Source organism: Nocardia paucivorans NBRC 100373, assembly GCF_000308675.1.
Taxonomy (GTDB): domain Bacteria; phylum Actinomycetota; class Actinomycetes; order Mycobacteriales; family Mycobacteriaceae; genus Nocardia; species Nocardia paucivorans.
Genome location: NZ_BAGE01000001.1, coordinates 173,907 through 199,255, shown reverse-complemented (window position 1 = coordinate 199,255; position 25,349 = coordinate 173,907). Strand labels below are relative to the sequence as shown.

Genomic DNA, 25,349 nt, shown 5'->3' with positions numbered 1-25,349 from the left:
GGGCCGGGTCCGACTCGGGAGACGGGGGCGCGGCGGAGACGGGGCCGCCCGAGCCCGGAACCGTGCTGCGGGAGGTCGAATTCGGTGAGACGGCGAAGATCGTCGCCGTCGTCGTCACGCACAAGCGGCGTGAACTGCTCGCCGAATCGCTGAAGGCCATTGCCGTCCAGACCCGCCCGGTCGACCACCTGATCGTGATCGACAACGGAAACGAGCCCGAGGTGGCCACCCTGGTGGGGGAGCAGCCGATGGAGACCACCTACCTCGGATCCGCCCATAATCTCGGCGGCGCGGGCGGTTTCGCGCTCGGTATCCTGCATGCCCTGGCGCTCGGCGCCGACTGGGTGTGGCTGGCCGACGACGACGGCCGCCCGGAGGGCCCGGAGGTGCTGGCCACGCTGTTCTCCTGCGCGCGTCGGCACCGTTTGGTCGAGGTGTCGCCGGTGGTCTGCGATATCGATGACCCCGACCGGTTGGCGTTCCCCTTGCGCCGCGGTGTGGTGTGGCGACGGCTACGCTCCGAACTCGGCAGCGACGATTTCCTGCCCGGTATCGCCTCGCTGTTCAACGGCGCACTTATCTCCGCCCAGGCCGTGGATGTGATCGGGGTTCCGGATCTGCGCCTGTTCGTCCGCGGGGACGAGGTGGAGGTGCATCGCCGACTGGTGCGCTCGGGTCTGCCCTTCGGCACCTGTCTGCAAACCGCGTATCTGCACCCCAACGGTTCGGCCGAGTTCAAACCCATTCTCGGGGGACGGATGCACACGCAGTATCCGGATGACCCCGTCAAGCGCTATTTCACCTACCGTAACCGCGGATATCTGATGTCGCAGCCGGGCATGCGCAAGCTGCTCCCCCAGGAATGGATCCGGTTCTCCTGGTTCTTCCTGGTCACCCGCCGCGACCCCGCGGGCCTGCGCGAATGGTTCCACCTGCGCAGCCTGGGCCGCAACGAACAGTTCCAGAAACCGGACTAGAGCGGGCGACCGAACCCGACAGTCTTTCGTCGAACCCGGGTTCCGCGGATATCTGCGCAACCCGGCACCGATGCCTACCCTCTAGATCGGAGGCCCGCCGCGGTCGGCCCGACCGTGGCAGCGACGACAGGAGGGCAGGCAATGACCGACCCCGCAGCCAAACCGTTGGCCGGCCGGACGATGATCATGTCGGGCGGCAGCCGCGGTATCGGCCTCGAAATAGCCCGACGGGCCGCGGCCGACGGCGCGAACATCACCCTGATCGCCAAAACCGACCAACCGCACCCCAAACTGCCCGGCACCATACACACGGCGGCCGCCGAACTCGAGGCCGCGGGCGGGACCGTGCTGCCGTTCGTCGGCGATATCCGCAACGACGACGCGGTCGCCGAGGCGGTGCGGCAAACCGCCGAGCGGTTCGGCGGGATCGATATCGTGGTCAACAACGCCTCGGCCATCGACCTGTCCCCCACCGAGACACTGTCGATGAAGAAGTACGACCTGATGCAGGACATCAACTGTCGAGGCAGTTTCCTGCTGTCCAAGCTGTGCCTGCCGTACCTGCGCGAATCGGCGAAGGCCGGGCGTAACCCGCATATCCTCACCCTGTCCCCGCCACTGAATCTCGACCCGAAGTGGGCAGGGGCCTCGCTCGGTTACACCATCGCCAAGTACGGCATGTCGCTGACCACGCTCGGTCTTGCCGAGGAGTTGAAGAACGACGGTGTCGGCGTGAACTCGCTGTGGCCGCGCACCACCATCGCCACCGCGGCAGTGCGCAATCTCCTCGGTGGGGAGCAGATGATCGCAACCTCGCGCACCCCCGATATCTACGCCGATGCCGCCTACCTGGTGCTCACCTCGCCCGCAGAGAAGACCACCGGCAATTTCTTCATCGACGAGGAGGTGCTCGCCGCGCACGGCATCACAGACCTCGACAAATACCGTGTCGTCCCGGGGGACTCCGAACTCACCACCGACCTGTTCCTCTGATCGGCGCCCGATCCGGGTGCCCTTGCGGACGCCCGGATCGGGGATCGCGCGGCTCAGTCGCCGATGCCGTAGAGGCGCTCCCAGTTGGCGCGCCCGGTGAGTTCCGGCATGGCGGCGCGGTAGCGCTCCTGCAAGGTGGGCAGTTCGCGGCGCAGGCGGCGCAGGACACGGAACGTGCGCAGCAGCAGTTGGCGCGCCCGGGCCTTGTCCCGTCGTCTGACCCGCACACCCGACTGCGAGGCATCGGTCACCACGACATGGTCGAACAGGGATACGTGCCACCAGTGCGCATCCTCGCGGGTGACCCCGACCGGTCCGTGCTCGACCCGGCCGGTCCACTGCATGATCGCGCGTTTGACGAGCACCGCGAGCAACCTGCTCGGTTCACCACCGGCTCGCCGGATCCGGATCTGGGATGACGGCACCGGCGGGTTCGCGGCCGGGTGTTTGATGGTCTCCGGGTAGTCGGCGCGGCTCGACCTGGCCTTCGCCAGGGCGGCGACTCCACCATCGGCCAGGATTTTCGGCCCCTCCAGGAAATCCTCGATGCCCTGCAGGGTGGTGTGGGCGAGGCCGTACTGCATGGCGACCAGGTATTCGGCCAAATTGCGGAACAACAGCCGGGTGACGACCTTGGGGTCGAGGTCGGTGTGCAGGGAGCAGACGATGAGCGAATTGCGGGTGCTGAAATACCGCGCCCAGTCGTCGAAGTCCTTCCAGTAGAAATCCGCGTGCCATACCGCCGCGTTCGGCAGCGTGACCGTGGGATAGCCGTGTTCGCGGGCACGCAGCCCGTATTCGACGTCGTCCCACTGGAAGAAGATCGGGATGGGCAGACCGATCTCGGCGACCACCTCGGCGGGGATCAGACAGGTCCACCAGGCGTTGTAGCCGGCGTCGACGCGGCGTTCCTGGTTGCGCTTGAGCATGCTGGTGTTGCGCAGCGCCTTGGGTACCCGTTGACCGTGCATGAGCTTGTCCAGCCGCACGTCCTCGGCCCCGACATTGAGGTAGTCGGGGTTGAGCAGAAACAGCATCTGCGCGCCGACCAGGGTCGGCTGGGTGGTGAGGTTGGCGAAGGCGTTGAGCCGCAGAACGGTCTCGGGCTCGCAGAGGATGTCGTCGTCCATCAGGATGACATCGGCGTGCTCGTTGACCGCCGACACCTCGTAGAGGCCACGGGTGAAACCGCCCGCACCGCCCAGGTTCGGCTGCCGAATGTAGCGCAGTTTGTCGCCGAAGGCCGGGCGAGTGCTCTGGTAGAGGGGCCGGTCGCAGACCAGGTCGGTGCCCTGATCCACCACGTACACCGCGTCGATGACCGCCAGTACGGTCGGGTCGGAGGCCAGCGCGGCGACGGTATCGGCGCAGTCCTCGGCCCGATTGAAGGTGCAGATGGCGATGGCGACCGGGCGCACATGTTCGGGCGCGGAGGCGGTCCAGGTCAGTTCGGAGACGGTGACCTCGCCGCCCACGGCGTCGAACTCCAGCCACAGCGCCCCACCGTCGACATACTGGTCCAGCGGCGCGGACAGCGTCACCGGACCGTCGGCATCGACCTCGGCGGATGTGATGATGCGGCGGTGACCGGCGATATCGGAGGCCACCAGACGGACCCGGGCCCGGGCAGCGACATCGAGCACCATGGTGGTCTCGATCTCGGTCACGGTGGTCCAGCGCTGCCAGTAGCTGGCGGCGAACCGGCCGAAATAGGTGTTGGTATGGGCGGTGGCGCCCTTCTCCAACCGCAGACTCAGCCGCTCACGCGACGACCGGCCCTTCACGACCGCGTACAGTTCGTCGCTCACTCTGGGCGACGGCCCCGTGAAGATACCCCGCTGTAGGACCAGCCGGTCGGACGCCCGCCGGTGTTCCGAGCGCAGCGACTCCGGCGCGGCCGACGAGAGGTCATTCGTTTCGGTAACTGCCTGCGTGGCCGACTGGTCCATGAACTCCTCGAAATTCCTCATAGTGCCGACGGGACAGGCGTAGCGTCCCCGGATACGGTTCGCGGCGGGAGCGAGGATATCAATCGGTCACGCCGCGCGCCCGTTCGGCAACCGGGGTATCACTTTCTCCGGTGAATACGAACTTGTCATAGGCCCAATATCGGAACAGCACCGCGACGATCTGGCCTATGAGCGTTCCGGAAATATTGTCCGCGACCGGCCCCGCCAGATCCAGGACATAACGAGAAAAGCCCAGACAACCCAGCTGAAGACCGATCGCGACCACATTGACGACGGCATACAGCAGATACTCCCGGACCCGTCCGTCGCTCTTCTTGTGGGAGAAGGTCCACCATTTGTTACCGAAATAGGTGACCACGGTGGCCACCGCGATGGCGATGATCTTGGCGGGCAGTGGCGCGTGGTAGAGCACGCCCTCCCCGTCGAATACCGTCCCGCCCTCCCAGAACACCAGCAGGTTGTAGGCGCCCGCGTCGACCACGAACCCCACGGCGCCGACCACCAGGAAGGCCGCGCCCCGGCGTAGCGCGGCGAACAACCGCGCGACCGGCGAGCGCGACACCGACTCCGCGGCGGGCGCCGACCCGTCCGGCGACACGGATTCGGCATCGGTATCCGATACGGCCGGTGACTCACTGGTTGACACGGGCCGACGGTACCGCAGCGCACCTTGCTCGGCCGACGCCGCGCGAACCCTGTAGTCTCCCGGTGTTCCGATATACCGCCGATCTCCGAGGATTGACCGGGTGGACTCCACCGACCTCCGCATTGCCGCCGTGGTCCCGTGCCACAACGAAGAGGCTTCGGTCGCCAAGGTCGTCACCGACCTGCAGGCCGCCGTGCCCGGAATCGTCGTCTATGTCTACGACAACCTGAGTACGGACGCGACCGCCGAAAAAGCGCGCGCCGCCGGCGCCATCGTGCGCACGGAACACGCCAAGGGCAAGGGCAATGTGGTGCGCCGCGCCTTCGCCGATATCGAGGCCGATGTGTACTTGATGATCGACGGCGACGACACCTACGAGGCGTCGGCGGCACCGCTGATGATCAAAACCCTGCTCGAGGGTCCGTACGACCATGTGTTGGGCATTCGGCAACAGGACGAGGGCGCCTCGGCATATCGAGCCGGCCACGAAACCGGTAACAAGGTGCTCAATGGTGTGGTCTGCAAGGTATTCGGCGAGAACGTCGAGGATATGCTCAGCGGTTTCCGGGTGTTCTCGCGCCGGTTCGTGAAGAGTTTCCCCGCGGTTTCGCGGGAATTCGAGATCGAGACCGAATTGACCGTGCATTCCCTGCACCTGCGAGTTCCGCAGACCTCGGTGCGCGTGGGATTCCGGGATCGCCCCGCAGGCAGCGAGAGCAAACTGCGCACCTATCACGACGGTTTCAAAATCCTCGCCCTGATCATCGGGTTGGCGCGCCATGAACGACCGGTGGCGTTCTACGGCCTGTTCGGTACATTGAGCTGGATTCTTTCGGTGGCGTTGAGTGTCCCGATCGTCGTCGAGTACTACAACACCCATCTGGTGCCGCGCTTCCCGACCCTGTTCGGGGCCTTCACCCTGCTACTGCTCGGCTGCCTGGCCTGGACCGCGGGCCTGATCCTGGACGGTATCCGTCGTTCCCGGCACGAGGCCGCACGTCTGGTGTATCTGCGCTATTCGGCGCCGGGCGTCACCGACGCGTCGTCCCGTTCCGCCGGCGAGGCAGCGCGTTGACCGCCTCGACCGAGGACACCGGCCCCACCGCTGCCCCGGAACGCGATACCGCTACCGCAACCTCCGGTGACGAGGCCGAGAACCCAATCGGGTCGGACGTTCCCGCAGCCCCCGCACCGAAGCGGTTCCGCGCGCTGTGGGCGGCGCTCATCACCCGCCTCGGCCCCGCAACCCTGGCCTTCGCCCTGCTCGCCGGATTCTTCGGCCTGGTGTTCACGGTGACCGCCCCACCCATGTGGGGACATGACGAGATCACCCAGTTCGGCCGCGCCTATCAGGTCGCCCACGGTGGCTTCCTGCCCACCGAGATCGAGGACGAGCGCGGTGTCGCCTACGGCGGCCCGGTACCGACGTCGATCGATGCGCTCATGGCCTATGCCCTGCACGATTACACCACCAACCCACCGGAACCCCACCCGATGGTGGCCGATCCGCACGACTACGACCGGCTCAAAGCCGCCGAGATCACTTCGGACAAGCGGGATGTGTGGTTCACCAATACCGCGGCCTATTCGGCGGTCCCCTATGTGCCCGCCGCCCTCGGTATCCGCACGGCCGAACTGATCGGCGCCGATGTGGGCGGCATGGTGCTGCTCACCCGGCTCGCCGGACTGCTCTCCTATCTGCTGGTGGTGGGCTTCGCGCTGTGGACGTTGCGCGGATATCGCATCCAATGGTTGGTGTTCGCCGTCGCGGTGCTGCCCATCGCGGTCTTCCAGGCCGGCACGGTCACCGCCGACACCCTGACCAACGCATTGGCCCTGCTGGTATCGGCGCTGCTGGTGAAGGGCCTGTTCCTCGGCGCGAACCTGAACCGGGTGGAGCTCGCAGCGCTGCTGATCACCGCCCTCGCCCTACCGTTGTGCAAACCGACCTATGTGCTGCTCGCCTTGCTGATTGTGCTCATTCCGAGCTCCCGGCTGGGGCTGGCGGGATGGTCGCGGGCGCTGCCGTGGATTTCCGCGGCGATGGGCGCGATCGGCTTCGCGATCTGGATGAAGATCGCCGCACCGACCGGTGAGGGCACCAGCCTCATGCGCCCCCCGCACCAGTGGTACACGGTGCACCCGGACGAACAGCTGCGCCATATCCTCGGCCATCCGCTGGATTTCCTCGACACCTTCGGCGACAGCATCCTGCGCCGCGACCAGGAATGGTTCACCGAGTTCTTCGGGGAACTCGGATTCGCCTACATCGACGTTCCCGCCACCACGATCGTCACCTGCCTGTTGGCGTTTGCGGTGAGTGTCGGTATCGCGGAACGGTTGAGCGCCCCCGATTTCCGGCGCACTCTGGTGGTGGCCCTGACCGTCGCCGCGGGCGTGGCCATGATCTACGTCACGCTGTACATGTCGTTCACGCCGGTCGCCTACTTCATCATCGACGGTGTGCAGGGCCGGTATTTCGTGCCTTTGGCGGTCCTGGCGTTCGCGGTTTTGCTGCGGTGGATGCCCTTCCGACTCACCGCGCCGAACGGGCGCACGCCGGGCCGCGGCGCCGCGATCACCGTGATCGCGGCGGCCGCCATCGCGCTACTGGCCGCCGCGGCCAAATATCACCTCATCGTGTGGGGGTGATGGTCACCTCGCCCGCCTCGGCGTACGCGCGTTCGGTGGCGGCCTTGTAGGGACGCCACCAGGATTCGTGTTCGCGATACCAGGCGATGGTGTCGGCGAGACCGGCTCGGAAATCGACATAGCGCGGTTCCCAACCGAGTTCGGTGCGCAGCGGGGTGGCGTCGATGGCGTAGCGTTGATCATGGCCCGCGCGGTCGGTGACATGGTCGAAATCGTTCGGGTCCCGGCCGAATTCGGCCAGGATCATGCCCACCACGGTGCGATTGTCGAGTTCGCCGTCGGCACCGATCAGATAGGTTCGACCGATCTGCCCGCGTTCCAGAATGGCCCAGACCGCGCGGTTGTGGTCGTCGACGTGAATCCAGTCCCGAACCTGGTGGCCGCCGCCGTACAACCGCGGCCGCACCCCATCGATGAGATTGGTGATCTGGCGCGGAATGAATTTCTCCACATGCTGATACGGACCGTAGTTGTTCGAACAGTTCGACAGCGTGGCGCGGATACCGAAGGAGCGCACCCAGGCCCGGACGAGCATATCGCCGGCCGCCTTGGTCGCCGAGTAGGGACTGGACGGGTTGTAGGCGGTGCGCTCGGTGAACGGGGGGTCCTCGGGCCCGAGATCACCGTAGACCTCGTCGGTGGAGACATGGTGATACCGCACCCCGTGACTGCGCACGGCCTGCAACAGCGAATAGGTGCCGACGATATTGGTCTGCACGAACGGCCACGGCTCGGACAGTGAGTTGTCGTTGTGCGACTCGGCGGCGAAGTGGACCACCGCATCGACCCCGCTGACCAGGTCGTCGACCAGGTCCAGATCGGCGATATCGCCGTGGACGAAATCGATCCGGTCGGCGACCGGATCCAGGGAGCTCCGATTGCCGGCGTAGGTCAACGCGTCCAGCACGGTCACCGTCACATCCGGTCGCTCGGTGACGGTTTGCCGTACGAAGTTCGCTCCGATGAAGCCGGCCCCGCCGGTCACTAGCAATCGCACCTTTGCAACTTTACGTCGAGGGCCGTATTGTGCCGGCCACTATGCCGAATCACGGAACATGTGTGACGGGCCACTACATCTCACTCGCCCGAGAGCTCCACTCCCCCACCAGAGTTCAGAAAACCGTATGGTCGGCAGATAAGCAGTTAACGGACAGTGAATAACTGCTCATAACACTTCACAATCATTCGCATCTCCTGAATCCTGATGATTCGGTCGACATGATCTTGCCGACAACACCCTTTCGATGAGGAAACGAGTATGCTGATCAAGAAATTCGCCACGACCGCGGCGCTGCTCATCACCGCCCTGGGTGTGAGCACCGCCACAGCGCATGCCGAGCCCACACCCCAGCCGGCGCCGGTCAACTTCACCGCTCGTGAAGAAGGGGGTCGGTCGATCATCACCACCGATTCCGGTTCCATGGTGGTCGAGGACGGCATCTTCAAGATCAAGGCAACGGACGGCACCGTCCTGGCCGGCACCCCGCTCGCCTTCCGCATCGACGATTTCGAACTGCCCATCGAAGCGGAGATCAACGGCCACACCGCCACACTCACCCCACAGCTGGACGTCTCGAAGGCCGTCTACAAGCCGGTGGCCCTGCCGCACCAGGACTCGGCGCCCTGGAAGACGCCCTACGACCGTGAGGTCGCCGCCTTCACTCGACTGAAGGACACCATCGCCACCGGTGCGGCCATCGGCACCACCGTCGGTTCGCTGGGCGGCGCCGCGATCGGTTGCGTGCTCGGCGGTATCGCGGGCGCCACCGTCGCCTCCGCGACGATCATCGGTCTGTTCGGCCCGTTCATCCCCGCCGCGATCATCGGTTGCCTCGGCGGCGTCATCGCCGTCGGCGCGCTGGGCACCATCGCCGGCCAGCTGTTGGTGACCGCGCCGGTCGCGATCGGAGCGATCATCCAGTACTTCACCACGATCAACGAACCGTTCCCCCCGGCCCAGTAATCGGCGGCGAACCAACGCCGAAGGTCCCGTTGCCCGATGGGTCTCCCACCGGGCAACGGGGCCTTCGGTGCATCGGGGAGACGCGCGGAAACCGCCGATTCTCCGCTCGCCGTGATGTGTCGGACGGCCCGCAGCACCCGGACCGACGGCTGCCGGCAGACTCGACGGACATGCGCGGAATCATCTTGGCCGGCGGCACGGGGTCACGACTGCATCCGATCACGCGCGGGGTCAGCAAACAGTTGGTCCCGGTCTACGACAAGCCGATGATCTACTATCCGCTGTCCACCCTCATGCTGGCGGGTATCCGCGACATCCTGGTGATCACCACCCCCGAGGACGCCGCGGCGTTCCGCCGATTGCTCGGGGACGGTTCGCAATTCGGTATCGCCATCGATTACGTGGTGCAGCCGGTGCCGGATGGACTGGCCCGGGCCTTCGTCCTGGGTGCCGACCATATCGGCACCGATCGGGTGGCCCTGGTGCTCGGCGACAATATCTTCCACGGCCCCGGCCTCGGCACCAGCCTGAACCGATTCGCCGAGATCGACGGTGGGGCGATATTCGCCTACCGGGTCTCGGATCCGAGCGCCTACGGGGTGGTGGAATTCGCCGACGGCAAGGCCATATCCATTGATGAGAAGCCCAAAGTGCCTCGATCGAACTTCGCCGTGCCCGGGCTGTACTTCTACGACAACGATGTGGTGTCCATCGCCCGCGGGCTGCGGCCGTCGGGACGGGGCGAGTACGAGATCAGCGATATCAACCGCGCCTACCTGGAGGCGGGCAAGTTGCACGTCGACGTATTGGCTCGCGGTACCGCCTGGTTGGACACCGGCACCTTCGATTCCCTGCTGGATGCCGCCAACTATGTCCGCACCATAGAGGAACGTCAGGGACTCAAGATCGGCTCCCCGGAGGAGGTCGCCTGGCGGATGGGATTCATCGATGACGACCAACTGCGCGCCCTGGCCGACCCGCTGCTCCGTTCCGGCTACGGTAGATACCTGCTCGATCTACTCGAGCGTGGACGAAGTTGGTGAGTATGCAGTTCAAGGAGATGGCGATACCGGGTGCGTGGGTGTGCACGCCTCGCGTCCTGCGCGATGACCGCGGCACTTTCGCCGAAATGTTCAAGGCCTCCGAATTCGAGAAGGCCACCGGCCGGTCGTTCGACCTGCTCCAGGTGAACACCTCCGTCTCGGCCGCGGGTGTGCTGCGCGGTATCCATTACACCGATACCCCGCCGGGGCAGGCGAAATACGTGAGCTGTGTCCGTGGCGCCTTCCTGGACGTGGTGGTGGACCTGCGGCCCACCTCCCCTACCTTCGGCCGATGGGACAGCGTGATCCTCGACGATATCGACCGTCGGTCGGTATTCCTGTCCGAAGGGCTGGGCCATGCCGTGCTGTCCCTGGCGGACGACTCCACCCTCACCTATCTGTGCTCGCTCGAATACACCCCCGAGCTCGACCACGATCTCGACGCGTTCGACCCGGATCTGGCCATCGATTGGCCCACCACCGATCGGGCGGGACGGCCGCTGCGGTACCTGCGCTCCGCCAAGGACGCGGCCGCGCCACGGCTCGAAACGATCGTCTCCGGCGGCCACTGACCGGCCCTGCCCCCGGAACCGCCGCCCATAACCGGTGGCCTTCCCGGATATTCCCCCGGAATCCAACGATTGACCTGCGTTTTCCCCTATAGCACCGACTTATGACACTTGTCTGCGAATGAGACGTATCCGACAGTCGCAAAAAATTTCGGAATTGGCGTAACGCTTTGGATGTCTGTCGTCGATACGACCTACGAGTGCCGGATCTGATCTGTACCGGGGAATGGAGATGACAGTGCGTACGACGTTTTCGACTTCCGTCTCGGCTGAAGCCAAGGCCGCGGCTGCGCGGGCCTATGGCGAGCGCGGCTGGACGGTTGCCGAAACGGCCAACGGTGTGTGCCTGATCACCGATGACAACTTGGCCGCCGTCGAGGTCAGCGGGGAGCTGGCCGGAGAAGTACGGCGTTTTCTGCGGGCGAACAACCTGTCCGGGCCGGTAATCGAGATCCCGGGTCAGGAGCGTCGGGAAATTCATCTGGTTACCGGTGTCCGCAAGGCCGCCATGGCGATCGAGGCGCTGCGCGCGGCCGGTGCGATCGTCCACATGGACGGCGCGGGTGTCCCACTGCCGCCCACCCACCTGTCCGCCGGCTCGGCCAGCTGGGGTGTGAGCCCCGACGAGGCCCGTTGGATCCCCCCGGTGGTCGCCATCGGGGCCGCCGTGCGGTCTGCGCTGGCCCGGCGTCGCGCACCGCTCACCAGCATCGCCTGCTGAGTCGAAGGCTCACCCGATCCGAGCGGCCTCGACCCTCGGCCTCCCATCTCGGGACACACCAGCGCTCAGTGCCCGGCCCCATCACCCCGTGGGCCGGGCACCACGCTGTTTTCGGCGGATTGCTGTTTTCGCCGAATTTCGAAGATCTTTTCAGCGGAGTTTGAAGATCACTACCCGCTGCACCACGAAATTGATCACCGTCGCCGTGCCCTGGGCCACCACGAAGGCCAGCGGCACCCGCCACCACAGCTCCTCGTCCAGGGCCCCATACACCAGCCCGTTGAGACCCACCTGCACCGCGAAGGTCACCGCATACAGCACCACCACCGCGATGAAGCGGGCCCGACTGGGCGGCGCCTGGAACGTCCAACGGCGGTTGATCAGATAGGCGGTCGTGGTCCCGGCGATAAAACCTATGGCCTTGGCCGGGTCGACCGGCAGACCCACCACCTTCAGCAGCAGGACGTAGAGCCCGAAGTCCACCACCGCGGACAGCCCACCGGTCAGCACGAACCGGATGATCTGCGTTTTCAGATCGACCTGGGTTCCGCCCGGCTCATCCGACAGCGGTATCTCGACCGGAAGCGCCTGCGGTCCGGCCTGCGGTTCGACGGCAACCGGTTCCTGCGCGGAGCGGACCTGCTCGGAAGACTCGGAAGACGCTCCGGCGGACTCCGGTGGCCGGGGGGTGGCGTTGCTGTGTGCGGGCATCGACCGAAATGTACTTGTCGACGACCTCGCGCACGACTACTGGGGTCCGCACGATGAACCGGATTCCGGTGATGCCTGTAGCCTCTATGCCGATGTCCACGAAAGCTCCGACCACCACGACCGGTGCCATGGGGACCGCAGGCAACGACGACCGCGATACGCAGGCCTCCGAGGGCGCGACAGCGTCCCCGCAGCCCGCCGCGGCGCTGCCGACGCGGACCCGGACGCTGACCGGGTGGGGTCGCACCGCACCAACCTCCGCAGAAGTGCTCTCGACCAGCGATCCGGAAGTGATCGCCAAGGCCGTCGCCATGGTCGCCGAGGACAACGACAGTAAGCCCGCCCATCTACGCCGCGGCATCATCGCCCGCGGTCTGGGTCGTTCCTATGGCGACAATGCCCAGAACGCCGGCGGGCTGGTCGTCGACATGACCGCGCTGAACAAGATCCACCGCATCGACCGGGACACCCGGCTGGTGGATGTCGACGCGGGTGTGAACCTGGACCAGCTGATGAAGGCCGCGCTACCGTTCGGCCTGTGGGTGCCGGTGCTGCCCGGCACCCGGCAGGTCACCGTCGGCGGCGCCATCGGCTCCGATATCCACGGTAAGAACCACCACAGCGCGGGTAGCTTCGGCAACCACGTGCGCTCGATCGACCTGCTCACCGCAGACGGCGAAGTCCAGCACATCACCCCCAAGAAGAACGCCAAACTGTTCTGGGCGACCATCGGCGGCTGTGGTCTGACCGGGATCATCCTGCGCGCGACCATCGAGATGACCCCGACGGAGACCGCGTACTTCATCGCCGACGGCGATGTGACCGCCGATCTGGACGAGACCATCGCCTTCCACAGCGACGGCTCCGAAGACCGTTACGAATACAGCTCGGCCTGGTTCGACGCGATCAGCCCGATGCCGAAACTGGGCCGCGCGGCCATCTCCCGCGGCAATCTGGCGAAGCTGGACGAGCTGCCGAAGAAACTGCGCAAGGACCCCCTGCGGTTCAACGGCAAAACCTTCTTCACCCTGCCGGATATCTTCCCCAACGGGCTGGCCAACAAATACACCTTCACCCCGATCGGCGAGCTCTGGTACCGCAAATCGGGCACCTATCGCGGCAAGGTGCAGAACCTGACGCAGTTCTATCACCCTCTGGACATGCTGGGTGAATGGAACCGCGGCTACGGTTCCAACGGCTTCCTGCAGTACCAGTTCGTGGTGCCGCCGGAGTCGGTGGACGAGTTCAAGCGCATCATCATCGACATTCAGAAGTCCGGGTTCTATTCCTTCCTGAACGTCTTCAAACTCTTCGGCCCCGGTAACCAGGCGCCGTTGAGCTTCCCGATGCCGGGTTGGAATATCTGCGTCGACTTCCCCATCGCACCCGGACTCAACGAGTTCGTCACCGAATTGGATCAGCGGGTGCTGGAATTCGGCGGCCGGCTGTACACCGGTAAGGACTCGCGCACGACCGCCGAGACCTTCCACCGGATGTATCCACGGATCGAGGAGTGGATCAAGGTTCGCCGCAGTGTCGATCCCACAGGCGTTTTCATGTCCGATATAGCGAGAAGGCTGGAGCTTTCGTGATCAATGCCGTTGGCAATCCGCAGACCATTCTGCTGCTCGGCGGAACCTCCGAAATCGGTTTGGCGATCTGCGCCGAGTACTTGAAGAAGAGTCCCGCCCGGATCGTGCTGGCCGCCTTGCCGAATGATCCGCTGCGGGAGAGCGCGGTCGAGCAGATGAAGGCCGCCGGTGCGAGCGAGGTCGACGTAATCGATTTCGACGCACTCGATACCGACGGCCACCCCAAGGTGATCGAGGCCGCCTGGGACCGCGGCGATATCGATGTCGCGATCGTGGCCTTCGCGCTGGACGGCGACGCCGAGGAACTATGGCAGAACCAGGCCAAGGCAGTGCGCGTCGCCGGCGTCAACTACACGGCCGGTGTCTCGGTGGGCGTGCTGCTCGGCGAGAAGATGAAGGCCCAGGGCTACGGCCGCATCATCACCATGTCGTCGGTGGCCGGTGAGCGGGTGCGCCGTTCCAATTTCGTGTACGGCTCCACCAAGGCCGGTCTGGACGGGTTCTACCTCGGCCTCGGTGAGGCCCTGCGGCCACACGGGGTGCGGGTCCTGGTCGTGCGCCCCGGACAGGTGCGCACCCGATTCAGCGCGCATGTCAAGGAAGCGCCGCTGACCGTCGACAAGGAAGAGGTCGCGGCACTGGCGGTCGCGGCATCGCAGAAAGGCAAGGAGATCGTCTGGGCGCCCGGCGCGTTCCGCTTCGTGATGATGATCCTGCGCCATATTCCGCGCCCGATCTTCCGCAGGCTGCCCATCTGAACCCGCTCGCACACCGCGGGCCGTATGCCGTCTCGACATACGGCCCGCGGTCGAGCTCGAACGAGTCGATGTGCACGAAGGACCGTCGGACTCGACGTCGTGATGTGGTCGTTGCGCCCCATCTTTCCGATACGGCACAACCGATCCGGCGCGAGGGCATGGCGCCGAAACTCCATTAGGCTGGCCCGGACGTGCAGGCGTATGGATGGAGCCGGAGGTTGGCACGCCGATGACGACGAACGACAGGGCGCGACCGGGACCGCTGGTGCGCCGGGCCGGGACCGCTCTCGGTGAGGCGTTGGCGGCGGCAGTGGTCGCCACGGTGGTCACCGCCATTGGGCTGGTCGCCTTTTCACAGGTGGATTGGCCCGCCTTCAATTCGTCGAATGTCACGCGGGCGCTCACCACGGTGGGGCAGGTGGTATCCGCCGTCATGGTGGCGGGCGCAATCGCGCTGCTGCGGTTGCGACGGGCACGGTGGATGGCGAAACTGCTGTCCTGGACGGGTATCGCCGCCTTCGTCACGGTGACCCTCGGCATGCCGCTGGCCGCCACCAAGCTGTATCTGTTCGGGGTTTCGGTGGACCAGGAGTTCCGCACCGAATACCTCACCCGACTCACCGACAGCCCGGCACTGCGCGATATGACCTATGCCGATCTGCCGCCGTTCTACCCGGCGGGCTGGTTCTGGGTCGGTGGACGGTTCGCCAACCTGCTCGGCATGGACGGCTGGGAAGCGTTCAAGCCGTACGCGATCGGTTCGATCGCGGTGGCCGCGGTGATCGCGCTGGTGCTGTGGTCGCAACTGGTGCGGGCGGACTGGGCGGTGGGGGTCGCGGCGGCCGTGACCGCCGTCACGGTGGCCTATGCCTCGCCCGAGGCCTACGGCGCGGTCATCGCGGTGCTGCTGCCGCCGGTTCTGGTCATGGCCTGGGGCGCCCTGCATCGACCCGCCGAATACGCACGGGATGCCTCGTCGCGGGATTCGGGTGCGACGGCACGGGGTTGGGGCGCCGCGCTCGGCACCGGCCTGTTCCTCGGGCTCGCGGCCGTCTGTTACACCCTGTACTTCGCCTTCGCGGTGTTCACCATCGTGCTGATGGCAGTGATCGCCGCCGGACTCGCCGTACACGCGCATCGCGTCGCCGAACGGGTGCGGCGCCGCACCGGTGGGGAACCGGTGGGCAGTGCGCGCCGGGCCGCGCTCACCCCGCTGCCACGACTGATCCTCATGGGTGTCGTCGCGGGGGCGATCGGCCTCATCGTCTACCTGCCGTTCCTGCTGCGGTTGCTCGAGGGCGTCGGCGCACGGTCCGGGACCGCCTTCCACTATCTGCCGGAAGCGGGCACCCAACTGCCTATGCCGATGACGAACCTGTCGCTGCTGGGTGGGCTGTGCCTGGTCGGCACGCTGTGGCTGGTGCTGCGGGCCGGGTCGTCCCGGCGGGCCCAATCACTCGGTATCGGGGTGCTGGCGGTTTATCTGTGGTCGCTGCTGTCCATGGCGGCCACGGCGGCGGGGACCACGCTGCTGTCCTTCCGGCTGGAACCCATCCTGCTGGTGTTGCTGGCCGCGGCGGGCGGTTTCGGCTTCGTGGAAGGGGCCCGCGCGGTCTACCGGGCTTTCAACGAACCGGCTCGGTTCCGGTTGGCCGCGGTGACGGTGGCTGCCATCGGCGCGCTCGCCTTCACCCAGGACATCCCTCGGGTATTGGCCGCGGAGATCACCACCGCCTACACCGATACCGACGGCGACGGTGTCCGCGCCGATCGCCGGGATCCGGCGGCCGAGGTGCACTACCGCGAGATCGACACCACGTTGCGGGAACAGACCGGTCGTCGACGCTCCGATACCGTGGTGCTCACCGGCGACACCACCTTCCTGGCCTTCTACCCCTACTTCGGTTTCCAGGGGATGACCTCGCACTACGCCAATCCGCTCGCCGATTTCGCGGCCCGGACCACCACCATCGAGGAGTGGAGCGAACTCGACACGCCCCAGCAACTGCTCGACGCCATGGCCGCGGCTCCCTGGCGGGCCCCGGACGCGTTCCTGTTCCGTCGTAGCGGGGAGAACTACACCTTGCGGCTCACCGAGGACGTCTACCCGAATGATCCGAACGTGCGGCGATTCACCGTCGCCTTCCCGCGGAAGATATTCGCAGACCCGCGTTTCACCAGCACGGATATCGGGCCGTTCACCCTCGTCGTGGTGCGGGATCGGTAGCTCGCTCGGATACCGGGGGCCGAGTGCGCTGCTAGGGTGCGGTCGATACCGGCCGGGCACCCGCGATCCGGGTGACGAGGAAGTCGAGCCGTTCCTCCTGCTCGTCCGGGGGTATACGGCCGCAGGCCGGTAGGACGACCATGCCGTGCAAGGCGCTCCAGAGGACTTCGGCGGCCGCCTCGCGTCGCTCGTCGTCCGGGGGGAAGCAGGCGACGAACTCGGCAAAAGCGGCCCGTAGCGGTGGCGGTGGGTCGGCGCTCGCGAACTTCGAGTCGATGGGCAGGATGAACATGGCCCGGTAGAGGGCGGGTCGCTCGGCCGCGAATTCCAGGTAGGCGCGGCAGATGGCACGCAGGGCCTGCTCGGGTTCGGCGACGGCCCGTCGGGCGTGGCGCAGGTGTGCGGCGAGTTCGTCGAACCCGTCCATGGCGACGGCGTTCACAATGGCGTCCTTGCCGTCGAAGTGGCTGTACAGAACCGGTTGGCTGTATTCCACCCGTTCGGCCAGCCGCCGTGTCGTCACCGCCTCCCAGCCCTCGGTCTCAGCGAGTTCGCGTGCGGCCGTGACGATCAGCCGATGGCGTTGCGCGCGTTCCCGTTCGCGGCGTTCGCTGATGGCGGACATGCCGGGATCATAGCAATGCTAGATATCCTGTCGCAGATAAAGCTTCCCGGCCGGATACGCCCCCGGCGGATACGCGCGCCCCGGAGGCGGCGCTCGGCGGGGAGGAGGCAGGTCATAGAGTCTCCCCGTGCGACCGGAACGAACCCCCCGAGCATCGACCCGCATCCGTCTGATCGCCCTCGTCTCCGGGCTTCTCGGATTCGTGCTGGCACTGCTGACGCCGCTGCTCCCGGTGCGGCAGGACCATGCCGCCCTGGACTGGCCCCAGGCGGGGGCGACCAGTGTCGAGGCGCCGCTGGTGAGTTACCAGCCGCTGCGAATGGATCTCACGGTGCCGTGCCAGGTCGTACGGGAAACCACCGGCACCCTGGTCTCGACCGTCCCGGTCGATTCGGGACAGGCCTCGTCGCGCGGTCTGGTGGTGGCGGTCCACGACGACACCCTCTCGGTGTTGCTGCGCGATGTGCCATTGCTCTCGGCGAGCCGCGATGAGCTCGCGAACTGCGAATCCCTCACCGTCTCCTCGACGGCCGCGGCCACCACGGCGGAGCTCGTCGGCGCGCAGCGGTCGGACGGAACATCGTTCGCCGCCCAGGTGGATCGGGATATCCGACCGCAACTGGTCGGGGTGTTCACCGATCTGGACGCCGACCGGCTCGACGGTATCCGGTTGCACGCCGACCTCGATTCCCGGTTCACCTCCTCACCCACCCCGCTGAAACTGGCCGCCATACTCGCGGCGGCGCTGTGCACGGTGATCGCCCTGATCGCCCTGCACCTGCTCGATGTCACCGACGGCCGACGGGCACGGCGCTTCCTGCCCGCGCACTGGTGGCGGTTCGGACTCGCCGATATCACAATCCTCGGCACCCTGGTCGGCTGGCATCTCTTCGGCGCCAACACCTCCGACGACGGCTACATCCTGAGCATGGCGCGCACCGTCGAGCGCTCCGGATACCTGGCCAACTACTACCGCTGGTTCGGGGTGCCGGAGGCACCGTTCGGCTGGTCGTACGAGGTATTGGGCTGGATGTCACGCATCTCCGACGCCAGCCCGTGGATCCGGCTACCAACCTTGCTCGCGGGAATCGTCTGCTGGATGGTGATCAGCCGCGAGGTGCTGCCCCGGCTGGGCGCCCGGATACGCGACAACAAGGTGGCGCTGTGGACCGCCGGACTGGTGTTCCTCACCTTCTGGCTCCCCTACGACAACGGTCTGCGCCCGGAACCGCTCATCGCCGCGGGCGCGCTGTTGACCTGGTGCTCCATCGAACGTGCCATCGCCACCGCCCGGCTGCTGCCCGCGGCCGTTGCGGTGCTCGTCGCGGCCTTCTCGCTGGCCGCCGGCCCCACCGGGCTCATCTGTATCGCGGCGCTGATCGCCGGATCCCGTCCGGTATTGCAGATCATCGTGAAACGGGCCGGCGGGCCCGCTCCGGGCGCGGTGCTGCGCTATGCATCGCTGCTCGCTCCCGGACTGGCGGCCGGGACGCTGGTACTGGTGGTGATCTTCGCCGACCAGACCTTGTCCACGGTGCTGGAGGCCACCCGGGTGCGCACAATCGTCGGCCCGAACGTGGCGTGGTTCGACGAGCGCACCCGCTGGGATTCGCTGCTCATGCTCTCGCCGGACGGTTCACTGGCCCGCCGGTTCGGCGTGCTGCTCATGCTGCTGTGCCTGCTGGTATGCGTATTGCAGGTGCTGCGCAAGGGACGGATCCCGGGGACCTCCCGCGGCCCGTCGGTGCGCATTCTCGGCATCGTGTTCGCCTCGCTGCTGCTGATGATGTTCACCCCGACGAAGTGGACCCATCATTTCGGCGTGTACGCGGGTCTGGCCGGGTCGCTGGCCGCGCTGGCCGCGGTGGCGGTGAGCACCAACGGTATTCGCGCCCCACGCAATCGGGCGTTGTTCGCCGCGGCGGTGCTGTTCCTGCTGGCGATCACTTTCACCGGTTCCAATGGCTGGTGGTATGTCTCCAGCTATGGTGTCCCGTGGTGGGACAAGGCGCCGCTGGTGGCGGGTAAGGGCTTTTCCACCCTGTTCCTCGGTCTCAGCGGAGTGGCGCTGTTGGTCGCGCTCTGGCTGCACTATCGCGCCGGATTATCGACCACGTCCCGCTCACGTGCCGGCTCCCCGTCCCGGACGGTCCGTTACGCCTCGGCCCCGCTGACCGTGGCCGCCGCGCTGCTGGTGCTGTTCGAGGTGGCCTCACTGGCCAAGGCAGCGGTGGGCCAGTATCCGGCGTATTCGGTGGGCAAATCGAATCTGCGCTCCTTGGCCGGCGATCCGTGCGGACTCGCCGACGACGTCCTGGTGGAAACCGATACCGCCGACTCCCTGCTGCTCCCCTACGAGGGCGCACCGGCGGACGGTCTCATCTCCACCGATCCGGATGCGCAGACGGTGGGTTTCACCCCCAATGGGGTGGCGCGCGATCTGACCGCCGACGCCGAGGAAACGGTGAGCGGAAGCGCGAACTCGGTCGAATCGGATACCGAGAACAAGACCACCGACACCACCGGCGCGGGCACCGGCGGCGGTACCACCGCAGAACCGGGAATCAACGGGTCCACGGTGGCACTACCGTTCGGCCTCGATCCGGCCCGCACCCCCGTACTCGGCAGCTATCGGCAGGGCGAACAGCAGCAGGCGAAACTCACCTCGCAGTGGTATCGCCTGGACCTGTCCGACAGCATGCGCGCCGATCCGGCCTATCGGGTGCTCGCCATCACCGCCGCCGGACGGATCCGGTCGGTCGACTCCGACGGTGTGGTCACCTATGGCCAGGAACTGCTGTTGGAGTACGGCACCCGCGCCGCGGATGGGTCCGTGCAGGTATTGGGCTCGGTGTCCCCGCTCGATATCGGCCCGTCGCCGTCCTGGCGGAACCTGCGGGTGCCGCTGGACCGGCTACCCCACGAGGTGAACGCGGTACGACTGGTGGCGGTGGACAACGACATCACCGAACGGCAGTGGTTGGCGGTCACCCCGCCCCGGCTACCACGCCTGGCCACCCTCGATTCCGTAGTGGGACACACCGATCCGGTGCTGTTGGACTGGCATGTCGGACTCGCTTTCCCCTGCCAGCGCCCGTTCGACCACCACGACGGTATCGCCGAGGTGCCCCGCTACCGCATTCTGCCCGACCGGGTCGGCTCCGACGCCTCCAATGCCTGGCAGGACCATATCGGCGGCGGCCCGCTGGGCTGGACGGAACTGCTGTTGCGGGCCGAGACCGTTCCCGCTTATCTGCGCGACGACTGGGGTCGCGACTGGGGCTCGTTGGAACGGTTCACTCCGTATGTGCCCGACGCCCGGACCGCGGATCCGACGGTGCAGGTGCGAACTCGCATGGGATGGGAGACCGACGACCCGATCCGGGTCCAGTGAATCGGGCGGGCGGGCAACCGCCTCTGACCGTTGTGGGTTTCCTCACAGTTTGAAACCCTCCCAGGTGAGGGAAAGGGTGTCGGATGACGGAATCCGGATCCGCTCGTAACCTGTGCTGCATGACGGCGGAACTCGATGACATGGACCTGCGCGATCTCGTCGGACTACTCACCGAGGAAGAGCAGCGCGAGCTGCGTCCTACGGTACTGCGGGTGCTCAACCGGCTACCCGATCCGGAAGTGCTGCGCCGCGAACTCAATATGCGGATGGCACGCGTCTGACGCACCGAACACCGAACGCGGGGCAGCCGGCTCGACCAGCCGAACTCCGCACCACCACTTCGGCACTGTGGGCCGCCGCCTCGGACAACCTGTCCGGGCGGCGGCCCACAGTGTTTCGTACCGCTTCGGTTTCGTGGCCCTTCGACCGGTTCCGCGGACCGGCCGGGCCGGCGATCCGCGGAACCGTATCGCGGCTCAGAACACCCGCAACCGGCCCGGGTCCCAGAAACCGGAGCGCGTGGCGGTTCCGGTTTCCAGCTTCGCCGGGGTGGCCTCGTAATACTGCTCGTAACGTTCCAACGAGCCCCAGTCCCGGGCCCAGTCGTCCCGCAGGTAAGTGGGGACGGTGACCGATTTCGCCAGCATCTGCGAGAAGCCGAGCGGTCCACCGAACTCCTGGGCCTGCCAGGTATTGGTGGAGCTCACCGCCAGTGGCCGGTCGGGCAGGATGCGGTAGCGGGGCACCTCGGCCACACCGTTGCGGTGGTAGAACGGCCGCTGGCAGGGGAACTGCAGACCCACCGCCCAGTCCAGCAGGATCGGCTGCTCGGAACCGAGGTAGCTGTTGATCGTCTGCAGGGTCGGCACCCGCGGCGGGGTGAAGGCCAGCCACTGGTCGCCGATCAGAATCGGATCGTTGGCAACGATACGTACCGCGTCGGCATCGGCAGCGATCTCGTCCAACGGCACCCGCAGATTCCGCCACGACGGAGCCGGACCGATATCGCGCGGCAGGTAGGTGCCCAACGCGGTGACCGTACCGTCGGACTGCCGTTTACCGTATTCCACCACGAGCGACTGGCCGTACTGCATGGCGCCGGTGTCGTCGTAGGACAGAATGCGGCCCGCCGCGCTGATCACGATCAGCGGGGCATCCGGCGAACGTTCGGGCAGGGCGTACCAGCTGGAGGTGAGATGCGCCGGCTGCTGTACCCCGTTCTGGTAGCTGCCCAGCACCGGAGTGGTGGCCGGGTCCAGGCCGAACGGCAGCGCAACCGTACTGCCGTTCACCCCGAGTGCACCCTGCCCACCGCCGGTGCCGGCGCTCTGGCCTTCGGCGAACGCCGCGCCCACCGATTGGCTGGAGGTATTGCCGGTACCCGGCTTCACCTCGACGGCGTCGGCGGACAGATCATCGGGCACCCCATTGGGATCGAAGCCCACCGGATCGACACCGGCGAGCGGATCGTTCGGATTGGTGGGCGGATTCGCCGGGTCGATGATCGGCTGCAACAGCCCGGCGTTCGGATCGGTCTCCACCAGCACATCATTGGCCAGACCGCAGCTCTTGCCGGTGAGCGCGTCGGTGTTCGAGCGGGCCAGCGAATACGCCGGGTACTGCGAATAGGCGCCTTTCGCCAGTGACAGCACCTCGAACAACACCATGGCCGCGGCCACCAGCGTCAATGGGATGGCGGCGAATTTCCGGATCCGTCGACCGCGCGTGGTACGCGACGAACTCGGCGGTTTGGCGTAGCCCTCTCGCAGCGAATGCCAGGCCACCAGGGCCAGGGCCACACCGAACAGGATCAGAATCGCGGTATTGGACTGGTATCCGTGCAACGACACCCGCTTGTCGAACCACGGAACACCGTAGCTGGACACATACCAGTACCCGTTGATGCCGGAGAACGCCACGGCCAGGACGAACAACAGACCGGCCAGGAAGATCGCCCGATTCTTGCGCGCCCGCAGCGCCGTCGCCGACACCGCCACCGCCGTCACCGCCGCCAGAGAACCGGCGATACCGGCGTATGCACCGAAGTGGTGGGTCCACTTCGTCGGGTTGAACATCATGAAGAAGATCGTTCCGTAGACCACGCCCATCAACCGCCAGGTCGGAGCGGCGGCGATACCCGGCACCCGACGCCGGCGCAGCAACACCAGCATGGTGGTGAACAGGCACAGCAACATCACCAGGAACGCGAACCGACGCGACAGCGAACCGTCGACGGTTTCCACGAACAGGTAGTAGTAGCGCAGGTAGTCCTCGTACCAGGCCAGGTTCGGACCGGTCAGCTGCCGCACACGGTTGGCCTCCATGATCCCGGCGAAGGTCTGATCGGAGAACACCACGGTCAGCACCAGGAACCCGGCCGCGGCGAGCGGCGCCAGCAACGCCACCGTGCCGTGTTCACGATGCCGACGCACCACCAGCCGGGTGATCGGCCGGATACCGGCCAGCAGCGCCGCCACACACATCAGACCGGTAGGCGCCGCCGCCAGGGTGAATGCCGCCACCACCACCGCGACCGCGGCGGGCAGCAGGCGGGCGGTGGCAATGGCCCGTTCGATCGACACCCAGGTCAGCAGAGCGCCCAGCGCCACGATCGGCTCGGAACGCAGACCGTTGTCGTAGGGCAGCCAGAACGCCAGGAAGACCAGACCACCGGTCCACAGCGGGACACTGCCGAACCGCAGCTGCGCCGCGCGGCTACCGCGCATACCGCGCAGGCCACGGCCCAGTCGCGGCACCACCTCGCGGCTGATCAGCATCCAGCACAGAATTCCGCAGGCCAGGGCCGGTAGACGCACCCACGGGCTGGCGGTGGAGACCTCTGCGAACAGCTGGATCACGTAGTAGTACCAGCCGAACGGCGCCTCCGGGACGCCGTACCAACGGAAATAGTTGGCCATATAGCCGGCCTCCGGGGCCACCCGGACCATGTTCAGGATGTAACCGTCGTCGGAGGTATTGGCACCGATGAAGTGCCAGAGCACCAAGGTGCCGATGACGGCGGCGTCCGCCCAGGTCGGTTTGAACCAGTTCGCCGGGAAGAACCGGCGATGACCGCGACCGTCGCTGGTATCCAGCCGGGCCAACGCACCCAGCGCGATAAGCGTGCACAACACCGCGGCGATCATCGCGACGAGCTTGATCACCGTCGGGCTGGAGCTGAACCGGGTGTCGATGGTCGCGTCGAACGTCAGACCCTCGGGCACTGCGCCCGTCAGATCGCTGAACACACCCACCACCTGCGGGCGCAGATCACCGATCAGCTGCCCTTCCAGAGGATCGCCCGCCTCATTGGTCAGGCCCTGGAACGTGGCCTGGGTTCGGTCGATATCGGAGTCGATGACAATCGACGAACAGTTGGTCATCTCCGCACGCGGAGCCGAGGCGACCACCGCATTGCGATCCACCACATCGACGGAGTCCTGCGAGACCCGCACGAACAGCGCCTCCAGCGCCGCCCGGTCGCCCTGCGGAGGTGCAGTGGCGAGCAACATGCCGCCCTGCGGAGGTAGCTGCTGCACCGCGGCGCAGGGGATGCTCGCCGTGAGCTCGATCGGCACCTGCGACATCAACGGCGCCTGCACATTGCCGAGCGCGCCGTTTTGCGGCCAACTCAGTGTCGCCGTTGTCTGGACGACCGGCAGAAACGGCGTCGCCAGTGCGAACAAGGCCCCCAATATTCCGAAAACCACGGCGAGCAGGCGCGCCACTCGAAAGTCCCGGGGGGCGACCGTGACGGGTTCGGGCGACGTCTTCGTCGGTACTGCTATGGCGACTCCTGACACGGCTAGCCATGCTAGCCGGGTCGTTTCCCTCGGGTTGGATCAACCACACCGGTCACCGGAATCCATGGGTTATTCGAGGGGCCCGACCGGGTAAAGGGGAGTGGGTATCCCAGGCAGAATCGCGCCGAAACACCCCCGAATGCGAGGGGTTGTGTGGCGGTAATGGAAAGGTAGAGGACATGACCAAGGTGAATCTCGAGACGAACTTCGGCACCATCGGCCTTCAGCTGGACGAGGAGAAGGCACCCAACACCGTGCGCAATTTCGTGGAATACGTGAAATCCGGCCACTACGACGGCACGATCTTCCACCGTGTCATCCCGGGCTTCATGATCCAGGGCGGCGGCTTCACCGGCGAAATGCGGCAAAAGCCCACTCAGGCGCCCATCCAGAACGAGGCGGCCAACGGGCTGAAGAACGACAAGTACACCGTTGCCATGGCGCGGACCAACGACCCGCACTCGGCCACCGCGCAGTTCTTCATCAATGTCGCCGACAACGACTTCCTCAACCACACCCAGCCGTCGGGCCAGGGCTGGGGGTACGCGGTGTTCGGCACCGTCACCGAGGGCACCGACGTGGTCGACCGGATCGCGGCGGTATCCACCTCGTCGAAGGGCATGCACCAGGATGTCCCGGTCGAGAACGTGGTGATCGAGTCGGCGAACATCGCCGGCTGATGGCATCACTCGGCTCGGGCCCGGG

General features: G+C 66.3%; 20 protein-coding genes. 14 read left to right on the top strand and 6 right to left on the bottom strand.

Features of this window, described 5'->3' with window-relative positions; all coding sequences use genetic code 11:
- Positions 1-65 precede the first annotated feature (65 nt).
- Together glfT1 and ON32_RS00785 are read left to right on the top strand one after the other, a co-directional pair.
- Positions 66-977 carry a galactofuranosyltransferase GlfT1 gene (glfT1, locus tag ON32_RS00790; RefSeq protein ID WP_051132734.1) on the top strand — a complete coding sequence of 304 codons (912 nt, stop codon included), beginning with the start codon at positions 66-68 and terminating at the stop codon, positions 975-977.
- Between the two features lie 141 nt (positions 978-1,118).
- Positions 1,119-1,970, top strand: a complete 852-nt coding sequence (locus ON32_RS00785; protein ID WP_040787846.1) for an SDR family oxidoreductase — start codon at positions 1,119-1,121, stop codon at positions 1,968-1,970.
- A gap of 53 nt (positions 1,971-2,023) precedes the next feature.
- On the opposite strand, the gene ON32_RS00780 is transcribed toward ON32_RS00785, so the two are convergent.
- Both ON32_RS00780 and ON32_RS00775 read right to left on the bottom strand, forming a co-directional pair.
- Positions 2,024-3,919 (bottom strand): glycosyltransferase, encoded by a 1,896-nt coding sequence (locus ON32_RS00780; protein ID WP_040787960.1) that lies wholly within the window; start codon positions 3,917-3,919, stop codon positions 2,024-2,026.
- A gap of 79 nt (positions 3,920-3,998) precedes the next feature.
- The gene (locus ON32_RS00775) at positions 3,999-4,586 is read right to left on the bottom strand and encodes a GtrA family protein (protein WP_040787844.1); all 588 of its coding nucleotides are present in this window, start codon (positions 4,584-4,586) and stop codon (positions 3,999-4,001) included.
- A gap of 100 nt (positions 4,587-4,686) precedes the next feature.
- Between ON32_RS00775 and ON32_RS00770 the strand changes: the two genes are divergently transcribed.
- Positions 4,687-5,661, top strand: coding sequence for a glycosyltransferase (locus ON32_RS00770; protein WP_040787842.1), 975 nt, complete (start codon positions 4,687-4,689; stop codon positions 5,659-5,661).
- Entirely contained in the window at positions 5,658-7,238 is a 1,581-nt protein-coding gene (locus ON32_RS00765; RefSeq protein WP_051132713.1) for a DUF2142 domain-containing protein, read from the top strand. The genes ON32_RS00770 and ON32_RS00765 overlap by 4 nt, the downstream gene beginning before the upstream one ends.
- Here the strand turns inward: ON32_RS00765 and rfbB are convergent.
- The gene (rfbB, locus tag ON32_RS00760; RefSeq protein WP_040787841.1) at positions 7,222-8,235 is read right to left on the bottom strand and encodes a dTDP-glucose 4,6-dehydratase; all 1,014 of its coding nucleotides are present in this window, start codon (positions 8,233-8,235) and stop codon (positions 7,222-7,224) included. The two genes, ON32_RS00765 and rfbB, sit on opposite strands and share 17 nt — an antisense overlap.
- Positions 8,236-8,496: 261 nt before the next feature.
- On the opposite strand from rfbB, the gene ON32_RS00755 reads away from it, so the two are divergent.
- The 4 genes from ON32_RS00755 (at position 8,497) to ON32_RS00740 (ending at position 11,534) form a co-directional block, all read left to right on the top strand.
- The gene (locus ON32_RS00755) at positions 8,497-9,201 is read left to right on the top strand and encodes a DUF8020 domain-containing protein (RefSeq protein ID WP_040787839.1); all 705 of its coding nucleotides are present in this window, start codon (positions 8,497-8,499) and stop codon (positions 9,199-9,201) included.
- A gap of 170 nt (positions 9,202-9,371) precedes the next feature.
- The gene (gene rfbA, locus ON32_RS00750) at positions 9,372-10,244 is read left to right on the top strand and encodes a glucose-1-phosphate thymidylyltransferase RfbA (protein ID WP_040787837.1); all 873 of its coding nucleotides are present in this window, start codon (positions 9,372-9,374) and stop codon (positions 10,242-10,244) included.
- 2 nt (positions 10,245-10,246) lie between these two features.
- Positions 10,247-10,816 carry a dTDP-4-dehydrorhamnose 3,5-epimerase family protein gene (locus ON32_RS00745; RefSeq protein ID WP_040787836.1) on the top strand — a complete coding sequence of 190 codons (570 nt, stop codon included), beginning with the start codon at positions 10,247-10,249 and terminating at the stop codon, positions 10,814-10,816.
- Between the two features lie 223 nt (positions 10,817-11,039).
- Complete coding sequence (locus ON32_RS00740; RefSeq protein WP_174361587.1) at positions 11,040-11,534, top strand: hypothetical protein; 495 nt, start codon at positions 11,040-11,042, stop codon at positions 11,532-11,534.
- Between the two features lie 150 nt (positions 11,535-11,684).
- Here the strand turns inward: ON32_RS00740 and ON32_RS00735 are convergent, their stop codons facing one another.
- Positions 11,685-12,245 (bottom strand): GtrA family protein, encoded by a 561-nt coding sequence (locus ON32_RS00735; RefSeq protein WP_083873811.1) that lies wholly within the window; start codon positions 12,243-12,245, stop codon positions 11,685-11,687.
- Positions 12,246-12,373: 128 nt separating this feature from the next.
- On the opposite strand from ON32_RS00735, the gene dprE1 reads away from it, so the two are divergent.
- The 3 genes from dprE1 to ON32_RS00720 all read left to right on the top strand — a co-directional run bounded on the left by dprE1 (position 12,374) and on the right by ON32_RS00720 (position 16,822).
- Positions 12,374-13,837: a decaprenylphosphoryl-beta-D-ribose oxidase gene (gene dprE1 / locus ON32_RS00730; RefSeq protein ID WP_051132733.1), complete on the top strand. Its 1,464-nt coding sequence runs from the start codon at positions 12,374-12,376 to the stop codon at positions 13,835-13,837.
- Entirely contained in the window at positions 13,834-14,595 is a 762-nt protein-coding gene (gene dprE2, locus ON32_RS00725; protein WP_040787834.1) for a decaprenylphospho-beta-D-erythro-pentofuranosid-2-ulose 2-reductase, read from the top strand. Before dprE1 ends, dprE2 begins: the two co-directional genes overlap by 4 nt.
- A 229-nt stretch (positions 14,596-14,824) precedes the next feature.
- Positions 14,825-16,822, top strand: coding sequence for a galactan 5-O-arabinofuranosyltransferase (locus ON32_RS00720; protein WP_083873810.1), 1,998 nt, complete (start codon positions 14,825-14,827; stop codon positions 16,820-16,822).
- 31 nt (positions 16,823-16,853) lie between these two features.
- Here the strand turns inward: ON32_RS00720 and ON32_RS00715 are convergent, their stop codons facing one another.
- Positions 16,854-17,447: a TetR/AcrR family transcriptional regulator gene (locus ON32_RS00715; protein WP_040787833.1), complete on the bottom strand. Its 594-nt coding sequence runs from the start codon at positions 17,445-17,447 to the stop codon at positions 16,854-16,856.
- A 127-nt stretch (positions 17,448-17,574) separates the two neighbouring features.
- Between ON32_RS00715 and ON32_RS00710 the strand changes: the two genes are divergently transcribed.
- On the top strand, positions 17,575-20,841 hold the full coding sequence (locus ON32_RS00710) for an arabinosyltransferase domain-containing protein (protein WP_040787832.1): 3,267 nt from the start codon (positions 17,575-17,577) through the stop codon (positions 20,839-20,841).
- Positions 20,842-20,960: 119 nt separating this feature from the next.
- Complete coding sequence (locus tag ON32_RS29255) at positions 20,961-21,122, top strand: hypothetical protein (protein ID WP_217998012.1); 162 nt, start codon at positions 20,961-20,963, stop codon at positions 21,120-21,122.
- Positions 21,123-21,317: 195 nt separating this feature from the next.
- Here ON32_RS29255 and ON32_RS00705 read toward each other — a convergent pair whose 3' ends face one another.
- The gene (locus ON32_RS00705) at positions 21,318-24,629 is read right to left on the bottom strand and encodes an arabinosyltransferase domain-containing protein (protein ID WP_051132732.1); all 3,312 of its coding nucleotides are present in this window, start codon (positions 24,627-24,629) and stop codon (positions 21,318-21,320) included.
- Between the two features lie 194 nt (positions 24,630-24,823).
- On the opposite strand from ON32_RS00705, the gene ON32_RS00700 reads away from it, so the two are divergent.
- Positions 24,824-25,324 carry a peptidylprolyl isomerase gene (locus ON32_RS00700; RefSeq protein WP_040787830.1) on the top strand — a complete coding sequence of 167 codons (501 nt, stop codon included), beginning with the start codon at positions 24,824-24,826 and terminating at the stop codon, positions 25,322-25,324.
- The last annotated feature ends 25 nt before the right edge of the window (positions 25,325-25,349 follow it).

Excerpts from the sequence above, each read along its gene's own strand:
- ON32_RS00785 (WP_040787846.1), top strand. The coding sequence starts at position 1,119 with ATGACCGACCCCGCAGCCAAACCGTTGGCCGGCCGGACGATGATCATG.
- ON32_RS00780 (WP_040787960.1), bottom strand. The coding sequence starts at position 3,919 with ATGGACCAGTCGGCCACGCAGGCAGTTACCGAAACGAATGACCTCTCG.
- ON32_RS00755 (WP_040787839.1), top strand. The coding sequence starts at position 8,497 with ATGCTGATCAAGAAATTCGCCACGACCGCGGCGCTGCTCATCACCGCC.
- rfbA (WP_040787837.1), top strand. The coding sequence starts at position 9,372 with ATGCGCGGAATCATCTTGGCCGGCGGCACGGGGTCACGACTGCATCCG.
- ON32_RS00745 (WP_040787836.1), top strand. The coding sequence starts at position 10,247 with ATGCAGTTCAAGGAGATGGCGATACCGGGTGCGTGGGTGTGCACGCCT.
- ON32_RS00740 (WP_174361587.1), top strand. The coding sequence starts at position 11,040 with ATGGAGATGACAGTGCGTACGACGTTTTCGACTTCCGTCTCGGCTGAA.
- ON32_RS00735 (WP_083873811.1), bottom strand. The coding sequence starts at position 12,245 with ATGCCCGCACACAGCAACGCCACCCCCCGGCCACCGGAGTCCGCCGGA.
- dprE1 (WP_051132733.1), top strand. The coding sequence starts at position 12,374 with ATGGGGACCGCAGGCAACGACGACCGCGATACGCAGGCCTCCGAGGGC.
- ON32_RS00720 (WP_083873810.1), top strand. The coding sequence starts at position 14,825 with ATGACGACGAACGACAGGGCGCGACCGGGACCGCTGGTGCGCCGGGCC.
- ON32_RS00715 (WP_040787833.1), bottom strand. The coding sequence starts at position 17,447 with ATGTCCGCCATCAGCGAACGCCGCGAACGGGAACGCGCGCAACGCCAT.
- ON32_RS29255 (WP_217998012.1), top strand. The coding sequence starts at position 20,961 with ATGACGGCGGAACTCGATGACATGGACCTGCGCGATCTCGTCGGACTA.
- ON32_RS00700 (WP_040787830.1), top strand. The coding sequence starts at position 24,824 with ATGACCAAGGTGAATCTCGAGACGAACTTCGGCACCATCGGCCTTCAG.